Origin of the sequence: Bacillus piscicola (assembly GCF_022458745.1) — a bacterium.
Classification (GTDB): Bacteria; Bacillota; Bacilli; order Bacillales; family Marinococcaceae; genus Alteribacillus_A; species Alteribacillus_A piscicola.
In genome coordinates this window covers 169,109-192,954 of sequence record NZ_JAJJJF010000002.1, presented here as the reverse complement: position 1 = coordinate 192,954, position 23,846 = coordinate 169,109, and the positions used below count along the sequence as shown (strand labels likewise).

The window sequence follows — 23,846 nt, the reverse complement described above, 5'->3', positions numbered from 1 at the left end:
TTTAGTCCAGCTTCCGGTCGTCTAACGCTCCGCTTGTTTCAACATATTTTCTGAGCGCAGCCCATTCTTCCTCTACCCAAAAGGCCTTACCCGCGATTAGTTCCGAAGCATCTTTCCGGGCTGTTTCAAGCGCGCGGTAATCATGGACGACATCTGCAATTTTAAAGTCCGGCAGACCGCTTTGCTTGTGACCAAAAAAATCACCCGGGCCGCGTAGTTCTAAATCTTTTTCAGACAAAACGAAACCGTCATCAGACTCCTGCATAATCTGCATTCTTTCCTTGCCAGTTTCCCCTTTCGGATCTGCTAAGAGAATACAATAAGACTGATGATCTCCCCTGCCGACCCGGCCGCGCAGCTGATGAAGTTGCGAAAGACCGAAACGATCTGCGTCATAAATGAGCATCACCGCTGCATTCGGCACATTCACCCCAACTTCGACAACAGTCGTTGACACTAGAATATGAACCTTCCCGTCTGTAAAGTCTGTCATTACTCGTTCTTTTTCGTCGGCTGTCAGGCGGCCATGCATCAATCCTACTCGGTAGTTCTTAAAATAATACTGAAATTGCGCATGAACATCAATCGCATTTTGGACATCTAACTTTTCTGATTCCTCAATAAGCGGGCAAATGACATAAGCTTGGCGTCCGCTTTGTATCTCTTTATCAATAAATTGAAGCACTCTTTCCAGCTGCTGATGCTTCACCCAGTACGTTTTAATCTGTTTGCGGCCGGCAGGAAGCTCATCAATAACCGATACATCCATATCACCAAAAACAGAAATCGCAAGGGTCCGCGGTATCGGTGTGGCCGTCATGAACAGCACATCTGGCTCAGTCCCTTTATTACGCAATACTCTACGCTGTTCGACACCAAAGCGATGTTGCTCATCGGTAATTACAAGGCCAAGACGATGAAAGACCACATCATCTTGGATAAGTGCGTGTGTACCAACGATAATGTGAATATCCCCACTCGCAAGTGCTGTTGTCACTTCTTGACGCTTTTTTCCTTTGAGAGAGCCGGCTAATAATGCGACACGAACCTCTGTACCTTGAAATAATTCTGTTAACGCCTGGCAATGCTGCTCTGCTAAAATTTCAGTCGGCACCATTAAAGAAGCTTGGAAACCAGATAAATAAGCGGCATACATGACGACAGCAGCAACTGCTGTTTTACCAGACCCAACATCACCCTGTAGAAGCCGGTTCATTCTAAACGGCTCTTTCATATTGTCTAAGATTTCTTTAATAACACGGTTTTGCGCCGCTGTTAAAGAGAATGGCAACGTCTGAATGAAAGCCAGAACTTTCTCCTCGGTAAATGCGTGGCTTATTCCGTGTGTACCCATGCGCTGCCGCCGTTTGAACAATTGCATCTTCAATTGAAAATGCAGGAGTTCTTCATAGACAAGCCGGCGTCGAGCGTGCTTTAACTGTTGTTTCGTTTCCGGTCGGTGGATCGCAGCATAAGCCTCACGACGTAAAGGGAGTTTGTAATCCCTTCGGTACTGCTCTGGAAGTGTTTCTGTAAGGTGTTGCCCGTATGTATCAAGTGCCATCCCTATGGCACGGCGAAGCTGTTTCATTGTCACTTTACCAGTGATGGAATAAACCGCCTCTATCTGCTTAGTAGGATCAGGCATTCCAAAGCTGACATCTTGAACAGTTATCGTCAATTTGTATTTGTCCCACTTCCCTGTTAAAGTGACCGCAGTCCCACGGTTTAATCGGTTTTTTAAAAAATGGCGATTAAAAAAAACCGCTGTAATCAAAATGTTTTCGACAGCAACCCGTATTGTCAACCGTGACTTCTTCTTTCCATAAAAACGGATTGCGGGCTCCGTTTGAATCTCACCGGCTACGGTCACCTTCTCCCCGTGACGAAGTTGTTCAACAGGAAGTACTTCATGATTTTCATAACGGTATGGAAAATAATTAAGCATATCCGCAATTGTATAAATCCCCAGCTGCTGAATTCTTCTTTCGGTTTCTATACCGATTCCTGCCATAGCAGAAAGCGGTTTTTCTAAACATTCATCCATGCCTCATTCCGCCCCTGTAACCGTAACCGCCACCGTGCCGCGGCCGGTATGTGATCCGATAACCGCTCCGATAGTAGTGACGACCTCTGATTGGACATTTAAAACATCCCGTACATGTTGCAGCAGTTCATCAATGGTCCCCACATCCCCTGCATGCGCTACTCCGATATGAACAGGCTTATCCTTATAGCGTTCCTGAAGGGCATCGCGTATGACACTTAATGCTTTTTTGCGGCCACGCACCTTTTGATACGGATAGACTTCGCCATTTTCCGTCAAGCTTAGCACCGGTTTCATTTTTAATAACGAGCCAATCAATGCAGATGCCTTGCCGATTCGACCATTCTTCTGCAAGTATTCGAGTGAATCAACTAAAAAATAAACCGGAGTATCCTCCATCAGCTGCGAAAGCCTGTCTTTGCATTCTTCCATGCTGGCCCCCGACTGCGCCATTTTAGCAATTTCTACCACAATAATACCGACTGCATAGGACGCCCTTTTCGAGTCCACTACTTCCACGTCGAAGTCCTTCTTCACTTCTTCAGCCGCAAGCATAGCTGATTGCACCGTTCCGCTCAAGGCGGCCGATAAGTGAATAGAGAGCACTGCTAGATCCTCATTTCCCTTTTTTTCATAGAGGCGTCGATACATGGTCTCAAATTCATACGGAGACGGTTGCGAAGTGGTTGGCAGACCATCCATTTTTTCGAGATTCTCATAAAAACGTTCTGGTGTTAGATTGACACCGTCCAAATACGTTTCATTCCCCATGAGAACCTTAAGGGGGACAACAGAAATATCAAATTTTTTCAGGAGTTCAGATGGTATGTCTGACGTACTGTCTGTGACAATTTTAACACGTGCCATATCGTTATCCCCTTTCTAAAAAACACGAGACGTGTTTGCAGATCGGATCGCTCCGTCACTCTACAGAAATGATAAACGGATAAAGGGGCTGTCCGCCCTCATGTACTTCAACTTCTACATCTTCGTAGTGTGTCTCAATAAAAGTGATAATGGTGTGTTCCGTGTCTTCATCCGCTTCTTCACCACGCAAGAGTGTTACAATCTCTGTTTGCTCATCGATTAACTTTTCCAAGAGTCCTTCTGCTGTTTTCTGCAGATCCGTACCTGAGGTTACAATTTCCTTTTCGGCAATCCCCATGTAATCTCCTTCTTTAATTTCAAGGCCTTCAATGACGGTATCCCGGACCGCGTAGGTTAATTGCCCCGTTTTCACTTGTTTTCTTGCCTCGTTCATCGCCTGCTCGTTCTCATCTAATCCTGCCGTTTCATTAAAGGCAAATAACGCACTTAATCCTTGCGGAACAGAAGTAGTCGGAATAATGTGCACATGATAACCCGATACTTGTGCAGCCTGTTCTGCAGCCATTACAATGTTTCCGTTATTCGGTAGGACAAATATATGACGGGCATGAACTTTTGCTATCGCCTTCACTATATCTTCCGTGCTGGGATTCATCGTCTGGCCACCGGCTATGACTTCGTCAGCATTTAATCCCTTAAACAATTCCTCGATTCCTTTTCCCATTGAAACCGTCACGAAGCCATACTCCTGTGTCGGAGAGGCATCCTTATCCTCCTCGTCAGAGCTCCCGTCTTCCATTGGTTTATATGTGGTATATCCTTGCGATTCGGAGGATTCGTTCCGAATAAGCGCCTGATGCTGCTCACGCATGTTTTCAATTTTCACGTGCGTTAAACTTCCGTATGCTTGGGCCTTCGACAGAACTTCACCTGGGTATTCAGCATGGATATGTACTTTTAATAAATCGTCGTCACTCACAACTAAAAGAGAATCACCTAGTTTTGCCAATTCTTCACGAAAAGATGACTCTTCAAATGTATGAGTACGGAGCTTCTCTTCTTCAAATTTCACCATTACTTCTGTACAATACCCAAACTCAATATCCTCGGTTGAAAGCTGGGCATGCGCGTTCTGATGATGTTCAACTTTCACAAGGTCCTCAAGTGATGGCGAGGCTTCCTGCTCGTTTTGCTCTGTAAACTTTCCTTCGAGTGCCTGCAGCATCCCCTGGTAAATATAGACAAGGCCTTGTCCACCAGAATCAACAACACCGACTTCTTTCAAAACCGGAAGCAAGTCCGGCGTTTTTTTTAACGCTTGTTCTGCTTTAGCTACTACTTCTGCCATCCATTCTTCTGGAGGAACAGCATGGGAAGACTTTTTCGCGCCTTGTGCCGCCTCTTTTGCAACTGTTAAAATAGTGCCTTCCACCGGCTTCATTACTGCTTTATAAGCAGTAGAGACTCCTTCTTCCAATGCTTTCTTTAGATGATACGTCGTCAATTCCTTTTCCTTCTCCACTGCCTTTGCAAACCCTCGGAACAGCTGAGATAATATCACTCCCGAGTTCCCACGGGCTCCCATCAATAAGCCTCTCGAAAAATATTTCGCCACTGTACCGGCATGTTCTTGCGGTTGAGTGTTAATTTCCTCAATGCCGGACGTCATCGTTAAATTCATATTTGTCCCCGTATCCCCATCAGGAACAGGAAACACATTTAATGCGTCCACCTTTTTGACGTTTTTACCTAACAATGAGGCCCCCTCCATCAACATAAGGGCCAACTTTTTTCCATCAATTGTCGCTTCTGGCACGTTTTCGTTCCCTCCTCCTTCGTTAACCTAAGATTGTGTCACTCGTACTCCTTGTACGTACACGTTTACAGAGTCAACAGTCAATCCAAGCATTTGCTGAAGCTGATATTTCACTTTGCTCTGTACGTTATAGGCAACTTCTGAAATTTTTGTTCCGTAACTGACGATAATATACATGTCAATATGGATTTCGTCCTCTAATTCCCGAATCACAACACCACGGGAGAAGTTATCACGTCCGAGCATTTCCGAGAGGCCGTCTTTTATCTGCTTTTGCGAGGCCATACCAACGATCCCGTAACAATCGATAGCTGCTCCTCCGGCAATTGTAGCTACTACCTCTTTCGACACATCAATAGCACCTAACTGTGAATTCATTTCTATGGACATTCAGAAGCCCTCCTTATTCGTTTCCAACCTTTAGATACGGTTATTTTACTATACTCTATTCCTAAATAAAAGCGGTGTCTTTCTTCGTCGGCAAGCAATTTGCCTGCTGTCATTCATTTCAACTTCATATTGCGCTAGCGTTATGCTTATGCTAAAATATTCAAGTATGACTGATTGTGTATTTGAAATGCTTGACGGATAGAAGGAGGTGCACACAATGGCACGTAAATGCTATATCACAGGAAAAGGTCCTAAATCTGGTAATAACCGTTCACACGCTAACAACGCGACCAAACGCCGCTGGGGAGCGAATGTCCAAAAAGTGCGCATTATGGTTGACGGCAAACCGAAACGAGTTTATGTTTCTGCACGCGCGTTGAAATCTGGTAAAGTTGAGCGTGTATAAAACATGATAAAAAATCCGGAACCGTATTAATAAATACGAAAGTTCCGGTTTTTTTATCTTCCCCTATTAGTTTACATAATAATAATATGTCAATCTTTCTTGACCGATCCGAGCACGGCGCGCACAAACCCCCCGAGAAACTTAGGTAACTTAATGGTGTAAAACTTCATAGAATCTCCTCCCATTTCATGTATATTTACGCGGCACGCCGCCATTCGCATTGTCCCCTATTTTATTGGCGCTGCTCCCTCTTACCACTTTCTCAGCAATTACGTTTTCTTTTATATGTATATTCAATAATTGCCAAATAGTACATAGAAAATTTAATACTATCTCTTTTCCAAGATATATGAAGGAAAGCGGGCATAAAGTACATCGTTTTGTCAGACACTATCCATAAAGGAGGCTGCCTCATGGATAAAGTAACAAGAGTATTTTGGGTTTCGATTATTCTATCTATTCTTTTCGTTCTATTCGGGGTATTCTTTCCTGAAATTCTCGGAAATGCAATGGATGCAGCGCTTGCATTCTTCATGCAAAATTTCGGTTGGTTTTACCAGGTGTCCGCAACTTTATTTTTATTTTTTGCTCTGTTTATGATCTTCAGCCGAAAATTTGGAAAAATTAAGCTCGGAAAAGATAACGATACTCCTGAATTTAGCCGTCTCACCTGGATAGCAATGCTTTTTAGTGCAGGGATGGGGATTGGCTTGCTTTTTTTTGGAGTCTCCGAACCGATTTCCCACTTTGCCGATCCGCCGATCCTAGCAGAAGGCGGGACACAAGAGGCCGCCATTATGAGCCTGCGTTACACCTACTTACATTGGGGATTTCATGCTTGGGCCATCTATGCTTCCATCGCCCTCGGGCTTGCTTATTTTAAATTTCGAAAAGGATATCCCGGTTTGATGAGTTCTACCTTGCGGCCGCTTATCGGGGATAGGGCGAGCGGACGTACAGGGGAAGTTATTGATACCATTGCTGTGTTTGCAACCGTATTTGGTGTGTGTGCTTCACTCGGATTAGGTGCCGCTCAGATAAACGGCGGGCTGCACTTTTTAACAGGGATCCCAAACAATTTCGTCACCCAGCTTATTATCATTGCTGCTGTGACTGTACTGTTTATGCTAAGCGCAGGTACTGGCCTGAACAAAGGAATTAAATATTTAAGCAATGCAAACATGGTGCTTGCAGTACTCCTGTTTGCAGCACTGCTTATTATTGGCCCTACTATTTTTTTACTGAATTTGTATACAACAACGTTTGGCTCCTATATTCAGAATATCATACAGATGGGACTGCGTTTGGCACCTTTTAACCCTGAGGATGCCGCTTGGTTTCAAAACTGGACTATTTTTTACTGGGCTTGGTGGATTTCGTGGTCACCATTTGTCGGCACGTTTATCGCACGTGTCTCAAAAGGAAGGACCGTACGCGAATTTATGATTGCTGTTTTAGTCATACCGGCAGTTGTCTGTACGCTGTGGTTTGTTGTCTTTGGAGGTACTGGTATCTTTCTCGAATATAACTTAGGCCTTCCCGTCTCCCAGCAGACACTTGAAACGGCTCTGTTTTTCGTTTTCGAGCAACTACCACTGGGTTGGCTTATGTCTATCATTACTCTGTTTCTTATTTCCACCTTCTTTATTACTTCTGCCGATTCAGCAACGTACGTGCTCGGTATGCAGACAACGAAAAGCGGGATAGAACCTCCAAACCTTGTTAAATACAGCTGGGGCATCATCTTAGCAGCCTCGGCGGTTGTTTTAATGGCATCGGGCGGTCTTGAAGCGATTCAAACGACAATCATTGTGAGTGCCTTTCCACTTTCTCTTGTATTGCTCGCTATGATGATCTCGATCTTAAAAGCCTTTAAACAAGAACGGAAACCGGCTCCGCGCACTGACACATTACAGCAGACAAGAAGACGAAAAAAAGGTACACAAATCCGGCCCACATAACAGTTGCCCCGCAAAAAACCAGACTCCCTCTTCATCTACAGGAGTCTGGTTTTTCCTTCCTTTAAGAAGTAGTTGCAGCTTCGCGGATAGCGGCAATAGCCTCTTTTCGGTTTGTTTTTTTATAGATAGCAGAACCTGCAACTAGGACATCCGCACCTGCACGGGCACATGCTTTCGCTGTTTCCGTGTTAATTCCGCCATCAATTTCTATTTCTGCATGATGGCTGATGGCCTGGAGTTCGGCTTTAAGTTGCGTTATTTTAGCAAGAACCTCAGGGATGAACGCCTGTCCGCCGAAACCGGGGTTAACGGTCATTAAAAGAATAAGGTCTACTTCTTTTAAAATGTACGTCAGCGATTCAATCGGTGTTGCTGGATTCAGAACAACTCCTGCTTTTACACCTTCGCCTTTAATCAGCTGTATTGTCCGATGCAAATGAGGACATGCTTCGACATGAACGGAAATAATATCTGCACCTGCGTTGGCAAACTCTGGTATATACCGATCCGGCTCTTCAATCATGAGATGGACATCGAGTGGTTTTTCCGTATGGGGGCGCACCGCTTCAACGATAAGGGGACCAATCGTAATATTCGGGACAAAGTGCCCGTCCATCACATCAATATGAATGTAATCCGCCCCTCCTTCATCTACTTCTTTTATTTCCTCCTGCAGTCGTGCAAAATCAGCTGATAATATCGATGGGGCAATTTTAACCATGGTACTAATACCTCCGTATTTTCGAAATCTCTTCAAAGAATTGAACATAATGTTTATAGCGATAATCTGCAATTTCTCCATCCAAAAGTGCAGCTTTCACAGCACAACCCGGTTCTTTCCGATGAGTGCAGCCACGAAACTTACAATTTGGCAAACGTTCGCGCATCTCTGGAAAACAGACATCTAAGTTCTCTTCTTCGGCAAATTGAAAATCCAGTGAGCTGAAGCCGGGAGTGTCTGCAATAAGGCCGCCAAACATACGAATCAGCTCAACATGCCGGGTCGTATGCTTTCCGCGACCAAGATGAGTCGAAATTTCCCCTGTTTTTAATGAAAGAGAAGAATCAAGGCTGTTTAAAAGCGTGGATTTCCCGACTCCCGACTGGCCAGCTACGATCGTCAACTTGTCTTTTAAATGGGCTGAGAGCTGTTCTAGCCCCTTCCCGTTTGTCCCGGTGACAAAATAAAACGGGTAGCCGGCACTTTCATAGTCGCTGCGATGCGTTTCAAGCTCTCTTTTCCGTTCCTCATTTGCTAAGTCCATCTTATTAACAACAATAATTGCTTCTACGTCTTTTGCTTCCATGTGCACGAGAAAACGGTCTAATAACAGAGTTGAAAAAGCCGGGTCTTCGGCGGAAAAAATAAGAAATGCTTGATCAATGTTAGCGACCGGGGGACGAGTAAGTATATTTTTTCTATCGCTTATTTCATATACGTACCCCTCTTTGTTTTTTTCAGCCTCAAAAAAAACATGATCACCGACGAGAGGGCTGATTTTCTGTTTACGAAACAAGCCTCTTCCCCTGCATTCATGGATGCCGTTGTCATTTTCCACGTAGTAAAATCCGCTGAGTGCTTTTACAATGATTCCTTCTTGCATAATCCCTCCTAATATTCATCGCCGTAGTTAAAACGGTTCGATTGGACTTCTTCATCATTTACATAAAGCGTATAAGTTCCCGGTTGTTCCCGAGTGATCTCTAAAGGAATACGATATGTCTTGGTTTCCGATATCGTTTCTTCTATAAAAACACTCGTCCCTTCTGTCGTAGCATCCTCATACTCAATCCGTATATCAAATGAATTGCCCTTTCCCTCTGCTACTTCAACTGGAACAACCGCTTCCACCTGTTCCGGTTCGTTTTCTTTTTCTGGTTCTTTTGGTCCTGCAGAAACGACAAAAGAAATTTTATCATTCGCTTTTACATTGCTATACGGGCCGGGGGAGTGTTCAATAATCCGTCCTTCCCGCACTGCATCAGAATGCCTGCTCTCAAAGGTTCCGCTTAAATGGTTATTTTTCAAGTAGTTTTCGGCAGCTTCCTTGGAGGCTCCTTCTAAGTTTTCCAGTTGAAATTCTTTCTCAATACTAGACGTTAAATAGATTGTTGTGTCAGCAGGGATTACTGTTTCACCTGCAGCTGGATTTTGTTCGATTATTTGACCAGGAGGATACTCGGTTGATTCTTTTTCAGTGATATCAATATTTTTATAAGCGCTTAATACGTCTTCGGCTTTTGTGGGGCTGAGCCCGGTTACGTCCGGCACCGTTTCTTCTTTTTGCCCGTCACTTACGTAAAGCTTCACAGTGGTGTCCACTTTCACTATTTTTCCGCTGCCTGGGGCTTGCGAGATGACGTAGTCTTTCTCCACATCGGCATCAAAGACCCGTTCGATTTCAGGCTTTAACTGCGCTTCTTCCAATTCTTCAGCAGCAGCTGCTTCCTCGAGATTCCGAACGTCCGGTACTTTTGTTTCGGCAACGCGCAGCATATTGGGTATAATCGTAAACGCCGCAATCGCAGCCGCCAGTAAAAACAGCGTGAAAAATAAAAGGAACCTGCGCCAACGTCTCCGTTTTTTGGGCGCAGCAGATTCTTCTGCTTGCTGCGGAGGCGGATTATGCTGAATTGTCTTGTGATTTGTTATTTTCGTACTGTCGTCGGCGTCATCTTTTATGATAGGGATCGCTTTCGTTGCTTCTTCATCATGCGGAACTTCAAAACGTGATTCATTGCGGCGTTCCGGTGAAAGTGCTGTCTTTAAGTCACGCTGCATGTCTGCGACGCTTTTATAGCGAAGCTGCGGGTCTTTCACGGTAGCTTTTAAAATCACATTTTCAAAGCTTTGTGGCAGCTCGGGACGCTTTTCCGAGGGCAGTGGGAGCGGTTCCTGCAAATGCTTTAAAGCAATACTGACAGCAGAATCTCCCGTATAAGGCAAAGCCCCGGTTACCATTTCGTAAAGAACTACTCCGAGAGAATAGATATCTGACTGCGCGGTGACGATTCCGCCTTTCGCCTGTTCCGGGGAGAGATAATGTACAGAACCCATAACGGAATTTGTGTGCGTAATAGTCGCGGCCGACGCCGCCCGTGCGATGCCGAAGTCGGTAACTTTCGCTTCTCCACTCTTGTTTAAAAGAATGTTATGTGGCTTTATATCGCGATGAATGATTTGATTTGCATGCGCATGACTGATGGCGCCGAGCACTTGGTCCATTAAGCCGGCGGCTTCTGCAAGCGGCAGCGGACCTTCCTTTTGGATCTTTCCCTTTAATGTATCACCATCAATATATTCCATGACGATATAATAAAGCTGCTGTTCCTCACCGACGTCATAAATATTGACAATGTGTGGGTGAGCTAAGCTCGTTGCGGCTTGAGCTTCCCGGTAAAAGCGACGGATAAATTCGTCATCCGTATTGTACTGCGGCTGCAGCACTTTTACAGCGACGGCACGTTCTAAAATAAGGTCATTTGCCTTATAAACGTGAGCCATACCGCCCCCGCCAATTTTTTTCTCAATATCATAACGCTCACTAATTCTCTTCCCGATCAGATCTGACATTACGTCAGCCCCTTTTCATCAGGAGAGTGTAGAACTGCAGCCAAGGTAATATTGTCCTCTCCCCCTCGTTCATTAGCCATATGTATAATCTCTTCGGCTTGTTCCGTAAGCGGCAGATCGGAAAGCAGGATTTCCGAAAAGTCCTCTGCACTTACTTTGTTCGTTAATCCATCTGAGCAGAGCAGCACTCCTTCACCAGCTACCCATTCAAAGACTACCCGTTCGATTTTTGTTTGTTCTTCAGTACCTAAGGCCCGGAGCAGTACGTTTTTGCGCGGGTGGTTTTCCGCTTCTTCTTCTGTCAACTGACCGTTCTTCTTTAATTCATTGACCAGCGAGTGATCTTCCGTTTTCAAAAGCAGTTCTTGACCGTTAAAAAAGTAAGCCCGGCTGTCACCCACATGGGCAATCGCCACAAAAGATGATGTACAAATGGCTGCGACAATGGTAGTGCCCATTCCCCGTAACGAACTGCTTGCTTCCGCTTTCCGAAAAATAGATTCGTTCACTGTCTGGATTTGATCCCGGAGCCACTCCTCTGCTTTTTCTGGAGTAAAAGAATGTTCAAGCGGCTCCCAGGCATTTTTTAATAAATCTTTCGCCATTTGGCTGGCGACATCTCCAGCTTGATGGCCGCCCATGCCATCAGCCACCACTGCCAAATAGTCACCGGCCTGGTTTTGAAAAATGCCACCCGCGTCCTCGTTATGTTCGCGAAGCTGCCCTACGTCTGTTCGAAAAACAGTTTCCACGATGCGAGTCACCTCGTTTCTTCTTTACGTTCCTTTGCGCGAAGCTGGCCGCATGCTGCATCAATATCATGGCCTTGTTCTCGTCTAATCGTCACGTTTACGCCTTTTTCTTTTAACTTTTTTTCGAACGCAAAAACATCAGACCGGCTTGTGCGGACGTAATCTCGCTCCGGCACATAATTAAACGGCATTAAATTAACGTGGCAGTTAATTCCCTTGATTAACTCAGCCAGTTCCTCCGCATGTTCCACACGATCATTGACACCGTTGAACAGCCCGTATTCAAACGTTACCCGGCGGTTCGTCTTTTTCTGATAATACCGAACAGCCTCAATCAACTTTTCCACCGGCCAAGCCCGGTTAATCGGCATTAATCGAGAGCGAATTTCCGAATTCGGGGCATGTAAGGAAATCGCAAAATTGATTTGCATGTTTTCATCGGCAAAATCATAAATGCGTGGCACGACACCACTTGTCGATACCGTAATGTGGCGGGCACCGATGTTTAAACCGTTGTTGTGATTAATCACTTTTAAGAAAGAAAGAAGAGCATCGTAATTATCAAATGGTTCTCCGATCCCCATGACGACGATCGAATCGACACGCTCCTCCCGCTCATCAAGCAGGCGCTGAACAGCGACTACTTGTGCTGTGATTTCACCGGCTTCTAGGTTACGTTTTAAACCTCCGAGAGTGGAGGCGCAAAAGGTGCAGCCAAGCCGGCAGCCGACTTGTGTCGTTACACAAACACTATTTCCATAATTATGCTTCATCAAAACCGTCTCAATCGTATAGCCGTCATGCAGTTCAAAGAGCAGTTTTATCGTGCCGTCCACTGATTCTTGCCGGGCCGTTTCTTTTAAAACAGAAATGGATAATCGATCCGCTAATTTGCGGCGCAGCTCTTTCGACAAATTCGTCATCTCTGAAAAGTCAGCTGCTCTTTTTTCATAAAGCCATTCAAATATTTGTTTCGCGCGAAAAGTCGGTTCTCCTTCTTCTTTTAGCCAATCTTCCAGCTGTTCGTACCGAAATGAATAGATGGAAGGCTTCTCCGGGGCTGCGACGGCGGCTTTTTTCTTCAAATGATGCATAGGGTGTTTTCTCTCCTTTATCGTTCGTCTTTCTTTTTTAAGGCTGCCATAAAAAATCCATCAGTTCCGTAGTCATGTGGTAAAATGGTCACTTGTCCGGCTGATGCCGCAGGTTTTTCCTGGAGCGGCGCCGGAAAATTAACTACAGCATCAACATCTCTTTCAAATTCCGGGTGTTCCTTTAAGAATGCCTCGATGACGTCTTCGTTCTCTTCTTTTCGAACGGTACAAGTACTATAGACGAGCCGGCCCCCGCTTTTTAAGAGATGGGAGGCCTCTTTTAATATTTCCAGCTGGATAACCGGAAAACGCTCGAGATCAGTACGTGTTTTCTGCCATTTAATTTCCGGCTTTCTGCGGATAACGCCGAGTCCGCTGCACGGTGCATCGACAAGGACCCGGTCCATACGGCCGCGCTGTAGCTTCGCTGTCAGTTTCCGGGCATCCAGAGCCTCTGCATGAATAATTGTCAGCCCAAGCCGTTCACTCTGTTCTGTAATCAGGTGAACTTTTTTTTCATGTAAGTCAAATGCACGGATGTCCCCTTCATTTTTCATAAGCTCCGCCAGCTGGGTCGTTTTGCCGCCGGGAGCTGCACAAGCATCGAGCACGTGCATGCCTGCCTCTGGGTGAAGAAGCCGGGCCGGGAGCATCGAGCTCTCATCTTGAACCGTACAAAAACCTGCTGCGTATGCCTGAGAATCTACCACATTGCCGGATACGATCCGGAGAGCTTCGGGGGCCAGTGCCCCTTCTTCTGTTTGGCAGCCTTCCCTGTCCAGTTTCTCTTTCACTGTCGCCTTTTCAGCTTTCAACGTGTTGACACGTACACTTACATGCGGGGCCTCTAAATTTTTCAGCGCCATCTTCTTCGTTTTTTCCTCTCCGTAGGCGTGAATCCAATCTTCCAGGAGCCAAACGGGGTGACTCGTTTCAACAGCCAGTTTTTCAAGCGGGGGGAGATCAATTTCAGGGAGCCCTTGGCGAAGAATAGAACGTAGCACACCATTTACCAGGCTGCTTATCCCTTTGTGACCCTTTTTTTTGGCAATGTTAACTGCTTCATGGACTACGGCACGGTCCGGAATACGGTCGAGATAGACGAGCTGATACAAGGAAACCCGTAAAAGCTGAAGAACCCAGTTCTCTAAGGATTTCAGCTCCTTCTTTATAAACGCGTCTAAGTAGAAGTCGAGCGTATTTTTGCGTTTAAGTGTGCCGTATACGAGTTCAGTCAAAAGTCCGGCATCTTTTTTGGCTATCGTGCCACTTTTTAATACGTGATTTAGAAGCAGATTACTGTAAGCCCCTTCTCGTTCGACACGCTCCAATAAGCGGATCGCTTCTTCCCTGACATTCTTCATTGTCCAAATCGCTCTCCTAGTTGAAATTCATGTTTACCACGCAAGTAGTCAGCAGCACTCATTCGTTTTTTACCAGCGGGCTGGATTTCACTCAGAGAAATGGCAGTCCCGCCTCCTGCTGCAACGGTAATTTCGTCAGTTAGTTCAAGGATTGTGCCAGGCTCTGCTTCCGGCGCTAGGGACACGTCTCGCTTTCTTGCTTGCCACACTTTAAAATTCTTCCCTTTGTACGTAGTGTAGGCTACCGGCCATGGATTCATGCCGCGAATCTGATTATATATGTCACTACTATGCTTCTCCCACTGAATTTCCTCTTGGCCGCGTTGAATATTCGGGGCAAACGTTGCTTCCTCGTCACGTTGAGGAACAGCTTCAGCCCGTTCATTTATAAGCGCCGGAATTGTTTCCAGTAAGAGGTCACGACCGATAATACTTAATTTATCATGAAGCGTTCCGACGTTATCTGTCTCGGCTATTTCAATTTCTTGTTGAGCAAGCATATCACCTGCATCCAACTGCTTCACCATGTACATTATTGTAATTCCAGTTTTCTCCTGACCATCGATAATCGCCTGATGAATCGGGGCCCCTCCTCGGTAAAGAGGCAAAAGCGATGCGTGCACATTGATCGCACCATAGCGAGGCGCTTCCAAAACCGCTTCCGGCAAAATCTGTCCGAATGCTGCGGTAATGATCATGTCCGGTTTTTCCTCTAAAATTTCGTCCACGTTGCCGGCTTCTTTCAGCGTCTCCGGCTGCAATACCTTTAAACCGTGGGCAAGAGCCGCTTCTTTCACCGGCGGAGGGGTAAGTGTTTTCTTTCTACCTTTCGGCCGGTCTGGCTGCGTAATAACAGCCCCAATCGTGTATCCTTCCGCTACTAATCCGTTTAGAATGGGCACCGCAAAATCAGGCGTTCCCATAAATACAATATTCATAACGATCAGCCTCTCTTATCAAAACAGCCCCGCTCTCAGACACTGGCGGGGCTCTAGTTACATAAACATCTGGGGATTCATGTCAATCGAAATAAAAAATCGGTCAGCTGCCATTTCTTTTTGATATCGCTTCGTTATTTGGTTTAAAATATCGGTCAACTTCGGTTCACTTCTGTATTTTATCATGCATTGATAGCGATATCTATCTTTAATACGAGCAATTGGCGAAACAGTCGGTCCCAGTACTTTACTTTCCGACGTGAGGGAGTTTCGCAAAAAAGCTGCCACTTTGTCTGCTGTTTTCATTACATTCACTACGTCCTCATGGGAGATGGTAATGAGCACTAAATAATAATAGGGAGGATAACCGCCCCGTTTTCTCTGGCCCATTTCTTCCAGGCTGAATGCTTCAAAATCATGGTGTTTGGCATATTGGATACTGTAATGATCCGGCGTATAAGTCTGGATCACCACTTCCCCGGCCAATTTGTCACGGCCTGCTCTTCCGCTTACTTGGGTTAAGAGCTGAAACGTCCGCTCTGAAGCACGGAAATCCGGCAAATGCAGCATCGTGTCAGCCGCAAGAACTCCTGCGAGTGTAATTCGAGGAAAGTCAAGCCCTTTTGCGATCATCTGCGTGCCGAGTAGAATATCCGCTTCCCCGGCTCGGAACGCTTGCAGCAGTTTCTCGTGAGAACCTTTGCGGGAAGTCGTATCGACATCCATCCGGATCACCCGCGCTTCCGGGAGCAATTTCGTTAATTCCTGTTCTACTTTTTGCGTCCCGGTACCAAAATAGCGGATTTGTTCGCTGCTGCATTCTGGGCATGTTTGCGGGAGAGCCGTCTCAAATCCACAATAATGGCATTTCAACCGGCGGTCGTTATGATGATACGTGAGAGTTATCTCACAATGTGGGCATTCAGCAGTATACCCGCAATCGCGGCACATGATAAACGTTGAGTGGCCGCGTCGGTTTAAAAATAGAACAGCTTGTTCTTTTTTAGCCAGTCTGTCTTTCAGCTTTTCGAGCAGCAGGGCAGAAAAAACCGATCGATTGCCGCTTTTTAGTTCATCTCTCATATCAATGACATGAACAGGAGGAAGTGCATTTTTGTTCACCCGCTCCGGTAATTCCAAAAGCTCATAGACCCCGCGTTTGGCACGGGCGTAAGACTCAAGAGAGGGTGTTGCACTGCCTAGTATGACCGGGCAGGCGTGATACTCTCCTCTCCATATCGCTACCTGACGGGCGTGATAGCGGGGATGATCTTCTTGTTTATAACTACCCTCGTGTTCTTCATCAATGATGAGGATGCCGAGGTTTTCGAAAGGTGCAAACACAGCCGAGCGCGCCCCAACCGCTACCTGGACTTCTTTACGGTGGATCCTCCGCCATTCGTCGTATTTTTCCCCCGCCGATAAAGCACTATGCAACACAGCAACCTTACTGCCGAACCGTCCTTTAAACCGTTCAACCATTTGCGGCGTTAATGAGATTTCAGGAACAAGTACGATTGCTTCTTGTCCGGCTGCAATCACCCGTTCTATCGCCTTTAAATAAACTTCAGTCTTGCCGCTTCCGGTCACTCCGCGTAATAAAAAAACGGTGTGACGTTCTTCTGCGATCGTACGCTCAATTGGAATTAGTGCCTCTTTCTGCTGTTCAGTAAGAGCTGGGTGAATTTTATCTGTAAACGTTCGGTTCTCATACGGATCACGGTATATTTCCGCCTCTTCCTCCACAAGAATGCCTTTTTTCAGCAATTCTTTAATGACCGGCCTTCCCGCTCCTGTCTTTTCTGTCAGCTCAACAAATGGAATTGCTTCTCCGTTGCTGTTTTCAAGCATCCATTCCATTACCTCTCGCTGCTTTTTCGCCCGGTTCCCCAGTATGTCTGCAGCTGTAACATCTTTGTAGTTGGAAGAAACACGGATTGTGCGAATCATCTTTTTCTTTGTTTTATCCTGCACTAGGTAATCTGCCGTTACCATTTTGCTCTCTAACGCCTGGGTGAGAAGCTGAAACAATCCTTTTTCTTTCGGAAGCTCATTCCAATCTACTCGTGTTTTACCGGCGAAGACAGCTTGCAGCGCCGGAGGTAATTCTTCTTGCTCCACCTGAAGCTGCAGTACTTTTTTCGATTTCGCTCGTATGGCCGCAGGTATCATTGACTGATAAGCTGTTATGAGGAAACAAATCGTTTCTTCTGCAAGCGATTCTCCGAGCGATAAGAGTTCCTTCGTTAACACCGGGTAGGGATCAAGTATATCAACAATCGGCTTAACTCGCTCAAGCTCTGTCGTCGCGGAAAGCTTCCAAACAAAACCTTGGATTTTCCGCGGACCAAACGGGACAATGACCCGCATTCCCGGTTTGACCAAATTCACAAACTCAGCAGGTACGGCATAGTCAAACGCTTTGTTAAGCTGATCAGCTGCAACATCTACAATGACTTGCGCGTACATCGTCAGCTCCGTCCTTTAAGTAACGATTCTGTGTGTGTGAGGATTGCTTTTGCTGTCTCGTGCTTAGACATGCACGCAAGCGGACGGGGAGGCTCTTCATTCGTTAACAAGATCACTTCATTTGTATCTGTGCGAAATCCTGCATTCTCCGCGGAAATGTCATTAGCAACTACCATATCAAGGTTTTTGCGTTCCAGCTTGCCGCGAGCATACTCCACGACACGATCCGATTCCGCTGCAAAACCGATGAGCAGCTGGTTTTTTTTTCGCCTTCCAAGCTCCGCTAAAATATCCGGAGTCCGTTCCATCGAAATCACGACGTCCCCATCCTGCTTTTTTGTCTTGCTGGCATCACGGGTTGCAGGGCGGTAATCCGAAACAGCCGCTGCCTTAATAACGATATCGGCGTCTTCAAACCATTCCAATGCTGCCTCATACATGTCTTGCGCGCTCGTCACATCCACTCTTTTCACGTGAGGGGGAGTCTCTAGCTGGCACGGACCGGCAATTAACGTCACATCTGCTCCTAAGGCAGCTGCTTCCTCAGCAAGAGCGAACCCCATTTTTCCGCTTGACGGATTCGTAAAGACTCGAACTGGGTCGGCGTACTCGTACGTTGGTCCCGCGGTTACGATCATTTTCTTCCCTTTAAGATGAGATGGATGCGGCTCTTGCGCATCCAAAAACGATACTATCTCTTCCGGCTCTGCCATTCTCCCTTTGCCAATCCACCCACAGGCGAGATAACCTTCTCCCGGTTCAATAAACCGGCAGCCACGTTTTTCTAAATGACGCATGTTTTCCTGGACGGCGGGATGGGAATACATATTCACATTCATTGCCGGAGCCAAATAAACCGGACACGTTGCCGCTAAATAAATAGTCGTTAACATGTCATCGGCAATTCCATGTGCCGCTTTCCCGATTACATTAGCTGTTGCTGGAGCGATCACTATCATATCTGCCCAGTCAGCTACATCAATGTGGGCGACTTTCTCTGGTTCTTTTTCAGCAAAGGTGTCATCATAAACGCGCTCGCGAGTAAGCGCCTGAAACGTAAGTGGCGTGACAAATTCTTTCGCCTCCCTCGTCATGACAACTTTCACCTTCGCCCCATGTTGAGTAAGTCTGCTTGCCAGCGCAGCCGCTTTATAGGCGGCAATACCTCCGCTGACTCCTAACAATATGTTTTTATGCTGCAGCATAGCATTTCCTCTCCTCAAGCAATAAACTAAGTATAGACAAGCGACGTGCTCGCCCTAAAACTACGTTTGAAGCAAAACAACAACCTATCACGTAAGTAGGTTGTTGTTATTGTCCGTTACTCTTTATGTTTATAGGAAAGTTTCCCTTGTTCAATTTCTTCGAGGGCAATTCCGACTAACTTGGACGAATCATATTCATCAAGCATCGGGTCAGTCACTTCAATCTCTTTCATTTCCCGTGCTCTACGTGCGGAAATCGTCACGAGGGTGTACTTGGAATCGATATGTTTCAATAAGCTGTCAATCGATGGATATAACATGTTTAGTCAACCTCCGCTAATTGTTTATATTTTTCAATCAGACGTTCCCGTCGACAGTGCTCGGCGGTTACAATGGACTGAATTCGGTGAACCGCCAGTTCGACTTCATCATTTTCTACCACGTAATCGTAATTCTCCATCATCTCTAGTTCTTCGCGCGCAACGGACATCCGTTTATCAATGATGTCCTCTGTCTCTGTTCCTCTCCCCTCAATTCGGTTGCGAAGTTCAGCAAGACTTGGGGGCATTAAAAAAATGAATATACCATCTGGATAACGTTCTTTTACTTTTTTGGCACCCTGTACTTCAATTTCTAGGATGATGTCTTTTCCTTCTGAGATTGTGTTATTCACATTCTCAATTGGAGTCCCATAATAATTATCCAAATACTTGGCCCACTCCAAAAGTTTATCTTCAGCGATCATCTTCTCGAATTCCTGCTTCGTTTTAAAAAAATAGTTGACCCCTTCCATTTCCCCCGGCCTCGGCTTTCTTGTCGTAGCGGAAACGGAATAATCAATATTGGTTACTTTTTCACGAAGTGCTCCACATACGGTCCCTTTCCCAACTCCTGCAGGACCGGAAAGCACGATCAAAAAACCTTTATCATCTTTCATTTTTCCAACGCCTTTCTTGCCATAATACTAGGATCAATCATCCGAATCGTCATCTTTGTTATTTAACCGTTGTGCTACAGTTTCCGGCTGTACAGCTGATAATATGACATGATCACTGTCTGTAATAATGACAGCTCTCGTTCTCCGGCCATAGGTGGCATCAACGAGCATATTCCGATCTCGCGCTTCTTGAATGATTCGTTTAATTGGTGCTGATTCTGGGCTGACGATGGATATAATACGATTAGCAGAAACAATATTTCCAAATCCAATGTTTATTAGTTTAATATTCAATCAAATCCCTCATTTCAACAGAAGCGACAACTATGAATATCTTTACCGCTTTTAGATAATAATATACGAAAATGCGTTCGTTGGCTATTCTATATTCTGCACTTGTTCTTTTATTTTTTCAAGTTCACTTTTTAATTCAACGACGAGGTGACTCATCGACGCATTATTTGCTTTCGAGCCGATCGTGTTCATTTCTCTATTCATTTCTTGAACGAGAAAGTCGAGCTTTCTTCCTTTCGATCCCTGTTGCGTTAAAATCTGCGAAAACTGGCTGCAATGAGAAAACAGTCGGGTGATCTCCTCCGCTGTATCTATTTTGTCCGCAAAAATTGCTGTTTCTGTTATCATTCTTTGTTCATCCACTTCACCGTGACCGTGTAAAAGAGCGTGAATCTTCTCTTTTAAACGAGAGCGGTACTCTTCAACCACAGCCGGTGCCTGCTTCTGTAACGCTGTAGTTAATGAAGTGATGTTCTCCAGTCGCTTTTCGAGATCTTCATGCAGCTTTTCGCCTTCACTTCTCCGCATCACGGTCAACCGGCGGACAGCCTCGGAAACCGTGCTTTCGGCCGCATGTACCCAACTTTCATTTAACTCTGAGCTCTCCTCCACGGTCATAATCTCAGGATGAAACAAAAAGCTTTCCAGGTTGAGGCGCGAATCAAACACATTTAATTTTTCCAGATCATCAGCATGATCAAGAAACTGATGAACAAGGTCCCAATCCAACTGTGCTTCTTTTGATACAGGTACCGTCCCCTCCATCGTAATAAAAACGTCCAGCTTCCCGCGCTCTACTGCTGCAGCAATCAGCCGGCGCAGTCTATCTTCCAAAAAAGCAAGCTGTCTGGGCATCCGGAATTGAATCTCACGAAACCGGTGATTTACCGACTTTATTTCTACAAGAATACGGCCGCCATCTTGATCCATCCATGCGCGGCCGTACCCGGTCATACTAACTGTCATTCCCTATCACATCCGCTTATTTCTATAATAAACAATTCTATCACCTGCTACAAGCGAAAGGAAAGAGGAATCTATAATATTGTCAAACGATGACAGCTGTCTGCCTTAGAATGGAGTACGTTATTTGCGCTTCGATCTCCCAAATAAGCTCCTTCCTGCTAATGCAAAGGTTGGAATCGAAGCAAGGGCCGTAATGAAAAGCCATTCCACCGCTGTAAGTGACGTCGTATGGAAAACCGGCTGTAACGCAGGTGTGTAAATAACAAGCAAGAGTAAGAGCAAAGATGAAAGCACGGCTCCAATCAAATATTTGTTCTCCAATGGATTGCGATCGAAAATGGTTCGATCGGTACGACAGTCAAACACGTGGATGAGCTGGGCCAGAACTAAAATCGAAAAGGCGATGGTCTGGGCGCGGACAAAGTCGTCCGGCTGTTCATAAAGGGCGGTAACAAAACCAATGAGTGTCACAACTCCGATGATGAAACCTCGGCTGATGATTTTCCATCCCATTCCGCGGGCAAAAATACTTTCGGAAGCAGAGCGCGGCGGCCGTTTCATCACATCTTCTTCCGGCTGATCAAGACCAAGGGCCATCGCCGGGAGACCGTCCGTTATTAGATTAATCCACAAAATTTGAATAGCGACGAGCGGGAGCGGCAGACCCAGAATCACCGCAAAAAGCATCACAAGAATTTCACCAACGTTTGAGGCGAGCATATAGCGAATGAATTTACGAATGTTTTCGTAAATGTTGCGCCCTTCGGTGATAGCCGAGCGGATCGTTGCAAAATTGTCGTCACGAAGCACAAGTGCCGATGCTTCCTTTGCTACGTCGGTTCCAGTTCTCCCCATTGCAATCCCGATATCAGCCGCTTTTAAAGCAGGAGCATCATTTACACCATCACCCGTCATCGCAACCACGTGTCCTTGACTTTGGAGAGCATGGACGATATTCAGTTTGTCCTGCGGGCTGACACGAGCGAACACATACGTACCTTGGATTAACGACAATTGTTCTTTTTGTGACGCTTCGTTCCACTCCTTACCTGTCAACACTTTACCATGAGGAGGAAGAATCCCGATATCTTTCGCGATTGCAGCAGCGGTATCTTTATGGTCACCGGTAATCATAATCGTTTTTATTCCAGCGCGTCGGCATTCCATGACCGCCTCTTTCACTTCCGGACGAGGTGGGTCAATCATTCCCTGGATGCCGACTAACGTTAAGTTCCTTTCTGCTAAATCAGCATTCTTGACTTCTTCATTTGCAGCTAGCGGCCGATAGGCGACGGCAATAGTACGGAGCGCTCCCTTTGCCATCCGTGCAACTGCTTCTTTCAACTCTTTTTTACGAGCCACTGTTAATCTTTCCTGTTTTCCATTGATTTCAATGGTTTGGGCTTTTTCAAGCAAAATATCAGGCGCGCCTTTGGTGATTACAAACGAATTTCCGTTTTTATTAGTTACCACCACCGACATCCGTTTTCTTTCCGAATCAAAAGAAAATGTTCGTTCAACCCTGTACTCTGTGAAAACATCACGGAGCCGGATTCCGGAAGAAATCGCAGCATTTGCCAGTGCTTTTTCAGTTGGATCTCCCTTAATCTCATCCGTGTCGGCTCCTGCGTCTGCGACGTGGTCAAGGACGGCTTGATTACAAAGGGCCCCGTAGGACAAGAGTTTGTCGTATTTTTTTATAGGGAAGCCTTTATTTTGCGATCGTGAAGCAATACTCCCGCCATTCCATACCGCCATGACCTTCATTTTGTTTTGCGTAAGCGTACCTGTCTTATCGGAACAAATGACAGAAGCACAACCAAGCGTTTCTACTGCCGGCAGTTCTCGAACAATTGCATTTCTTTTGATCATACGCTGGACACCTAGCGCAAGCACTACCGTCACAATCGCGGGCAGCCCTTCTGGTATTGCAGCAACAGCAAGGGACACGCCGGCAAGCAGCATCTTAAACAGCGGCTCTCCCTGCATCAAGCCAAGCACCACAACTAAAGCTGTTAAGAGAAGAGCCGTTGTCACTAATATTTTACCTAAGTGAGAAAGCCGTTTTTGAAGCGGCGTTTCTTGTTTCTTGGATTGTGATAATAAATGAGCGATCGTACCCATCTCTGTTTTCATCCCGGTTGCGACAACGATCCCTTCCGCTCTTCCTTTTGTAATAATCGTGCCCGCAAACAACATATTCGTACGGTCGCCAATCGACACATCTTCCTTATCGATCACGGTATTGTCTTTCGAAACGGGGTGTGATTCACCAGTTAACGCCGACTCCTCAACGGTGAGTCCGTTTCCAGATAAGATACGGATATCAGCACTGATTTTGTCGCCGCCATTCACTCGTACAACATCGCCAGGCACCACATCCCGCGAAGAAACCGGTATCCATCTCCCGCTTCGTTTTACAGTCATCGACGGTGAAGATAATTCTTTTAAAGCATCTAGTGAATTTTCTGCTTTCCTCTCTTGGACAAATCCGAGAATGCCGTTCAAAATGACGATAAAGATGATTGTCACCGCATCCGCATATTCCCCTAGAGCTGCTGATACCGCTGTCGCTCCAAGCAAAATAAGAATCATCGTATCCTGAAACTGCTGCAGAAACAGCTGCCAAGCCGGCGTCTTCTTCTTCTCATCCAATACGTTCGGGCCTGCTTGTTTAAGACGAGCTTTTGCCTGTTTTTCGTCCAAACCAGCTTTTGAAGAAACATGAAATATCTTCTCTAAGCTTTCTTGCGGTTGTTTATGCCAGTCCATTTCCATTCACCTCTGCATATACGTGTCCTCACA

Annotated in this window: 21 protein-coding genes; 2 read left to right on the top strand and 19 right to left on the bottom strand. The window is 45.8% G+C overall.

The genetic code is table 11. The annotated features are described in order from the left end of the window. Position 1 precedes the first annotated feature (1 nt). The 4 genes from recG to LOR49_RS05600 form a co-directional block, all read right to left on the bottom strand. Positions 2-2,047 carry an ATP-dependent DNA helicase RecG gene (recG, locus tag LOR49_RS05615; protein ID WP_240375266.1) on the bottom strand — a complete coding sequence of 682 codons (2,046 nt, stop codon included), beginning with the start codon at positions 2,045-2,047 and terminating at the stop codon, positions 2-4. Positions 2,048-2,050: 3 nt separating this feature from the next. Continuing rightward, on the bottom strand, positions 2,051-2,914 hold the full coding sequence (locus LOR49_RS05610) for a DegV family protein (protein ID WP_240375264.1): 864 nt from the start codon (positions 2,912-2,914) through the stop codon (positions 2,051-2,053). A 55-nt stretch (positions 2,915-2,969) separates the two neighbouring features. Continuing rightward, positions 2,970-4,652, bottom strand: a complete 1,683-nt coding sequence (locus tag LOR49_RS05605) for a DAK2 domain-containing protein (RefSeq protein ID WP_275899556.1) — start codon at positions 4,650-4,652, stop codon at positions 2,970-2,972. A 66-nt stretch (positions 4,653-4,718) separates the two neighbouring features. Then, positions 4,719-5,081: an Asp23/Gls24 family envelope stress response protein gene (locus tag LOR49_RS05600; protein ID WP_240375262.1), complete on the bottom strand. Its 363-nt coding sequence runs from the start codon at positions 5,079-5,081 to the stop codon at positions 4,719-4,721. A 217-nt stretch (positions 5,082-5,298) separates the two neighbouring features. Between LOR49_RS05600 and rpmB the strand changes: the two genes are divergently transcribed. Continuing rightward, positions 5,299-5,487, top strand: a complete 189-nt coding sequence (gene rpmB / locus LOR49_RS05595) for a 50S ribosomal protein L28 (protein ID WP_240375261.1) — start codon at positions 5,299-5,301, stop codon at positions 5,485-5,487. Between the two features lie 89 nt (positions 5,488-5,576). On the opposite strand, the gene spoVM is transcribed toward rpmB, so the two are convergent. Next, positions 5,577-5,657 (bottom strand): stage V sporulation protein SpoVM, encoded by an 81-nt coding sequence (spoVM, locus tag LOR49_RS05590; protein WP_240375708.1) that lies wholly within the window; start codon positions 5,655-5,657, stop codon positions 5,577-5,579. A 243-nt stretch (positions 5,658-5,900) separates the two neighbouring features. Between spoVM and LOR49_RS05585 the strand changes: the two genes are divergently transcribed. Continuing rightward, positions 5,901-7,448, top strand: a complete 1,548-nt coding sequence (locus LOR49_RS05585) for a BCCT family transporter (protein WP_240375259.1) — start codon at positions 5,901-5,903, stop codon at positions 7,446-7,448. Positions 7,449-7,509: 61 nt separating this feature from the next. Here the strand turns inward: LOR49_RS05585 and rpe are convergent, their stop codons facing one another. The 14 genes from rpe to LOR49_RS05515 form a co-directional block, all read right to left on the bottom strand. Beyond that, positions 7,510-8,169, bottom strand: a complete 660-nt coding sequence (rpe, locus tag LOR49_RS05580) for a ribulose-phosphate 3-epimerase (protein WP_240375258.1) — start codon at positions 8,167-8,169, stop codon at positions 7,510-7,512. Between the two features lie 4 nt (positions 8,170-8,173). Then, complete coding sequence (gene rsgA, locus LOR49_RS05575; RefSeq protein ID WP_240375257.1) at positions 8,174-9,052, bottom strand: ribosome small subunit-dependent GTPase A; 879 nt, start codon at positions 9,050-9,052, stop codon at positions 8,174-8,176. Between the two features lie 8 nt (positions 9,053-9,060). Next, on the bottom strand, positions 9,061-11,022 hold the full coding sequence (gene pknB / locus LOR49_RS05570) for a Stk1 family PASTA domain-containing Ser/Thr kinase (protein WP_240375256.1): 1,962 nt from the start codon (positions 11,020-11,022) through the stop codon (positions 9,061-9,063). Beyond that, complete coding sequence (locus tag LOR49_RS05565; protein ID WP_240375255.1) at positions 11,022-11,774, bottom strand: Stp1/IreP family PP2C-type Ser/Thr phosphatase; 753 nt, start codon at positions 11,772-11,774, stop codon at positions 11,022-11,024. Before LOR49_RS05565 ends, pknB begins: the two co-directional genes overlap by 1 nt. Positions 11,775-11,782: 8 nt before the next feature. Beyond that, positions 11,783-12,868, bottom strand: a complete 1,086-nt coding sequence (rlmN, locus tag LOR49_RS05560) for a dual-specificity RNA methyltransferase RlmN (RefSeq protein WP_240375254.1) — start codon at positions 12,866-12,868, stop codon at positions 11,783-11,785. 17 nt (positions 12,869-12,885) lie between these two features. Then, on the bottom strand, positions 12,886-14,232 hold the full coding sequence (gene rsmB / locus LOR49_RS05555) for a 16S rRNA (cytosine(967)-C(5))-methyltransferase RsmB (protein ID WP_240375253.1): 1,347 nt from the start codon (positions 14,230-14,232) through the stop codon (positions 12,886-12,888). Next, a complete protein-coding gene (gene fmt, locus LOR49_RS05550) occupies positions 14,229-15,170 on the bottom strand; it encodes a methionyl-tRNA formyltransferase (RefSeq protein ID WP_240375252.1) in 942 nt (313 codons plus the stop codon). Before fmt ends, rsmB begins: the two co-directional genes overlap by 4 nt. Before the next feature lie 57 nt (positions 15,171-15,227). After that, positions 15,228-17,639: a primosomal protein N' gene (priA, locus tag LOR49_RS05545; RefSeq protein ID WP_240375250.1), complete on the bottom strand. Its 2,412-nt coding sequence runs from the start codon at positions 17,637-17,639 to the stop codon at positions 15,228-15,230. Between the two features lie 2 nt (positions 17,640-17,641). After that, positions 17,642-18,844 carry a bifunctional phosphopantothenoylcysteine decarboxylase/phosphopantothenate--cysteine ligase CoaBC gene (gene coaBC, locus LOR49_RS05540; RefSeq protein WP_240375249.1) on the bottom strand — a complete coding sequence of 401 codons (1,203 nt, stop codon included), beginning with the start codon at positions 18,842-18,844 and terminating at the stop codon, positions 17,642-17,644. A gap of 116 nt (positions 18,845-18,960) precedes the next feature. After that, a complete protein-coding gene (gene rpoZ, locus LOR49_RS05535; protein WP_240375248.1) occupies positions 18,961-19,164 on the bottom strand; it encodes a DNA-directed RNA polymerase subunit omega in 204 nt (67 codons plus the stop codon). A gap of 2 nt (positions 19,165-19,166) precedes the next feature. Continuing rightward, on the bottom strand, positions 19,167-19,781 hold the full coding sequence (gmk, locus tag LOR49_RS05530; RefSeq protein WP_240375247.1) for a guanylate kinase: 615 nt from the start codon (positions 19,779-19,781) through the stop codon (positions 19,167-19,169). 33 nt (positions 19,782-19,814) lie between these two features. Beyond that, positions 19,815-20,075 (bottom strand): extracellular matrix/biofilm regulator RemA, encoded by a 261-nt coding sequence (gene remA, locus LOR49_RS05525; RefSeq protein ID WP_240375246.1) that lies wholly within the window; start codon positions 20,073-20,075, stop codon positions 19,815-19,817. An 84-nt stretch (positions 20,076-20,159) separates the two neighbouring features. Beyond that, positions 20,160-21,041, bottom strand: a complete 882-nt coding sequence (locus LOR49_RS05520; protein ID WP_240375245.1) for a YicC/YloC family endoribonuclease — start codon at positions 21,039-21,041, stop codon at positions 20,160-20,162. Between the two features lie 120 nt (positions 21,042-21,161). Continuing rightward, entirely contained in the window at positions 21,162-23,813 is a 2,652-nt protein-coding gene (locus LOR49_RS05515; protein WP_240375243.1) for a calcium-translocating P-type ATPase, SERCA-type, read from the bottom strand. Positions 23,814-23,846 lie beyond the last annotated feature (33 nt).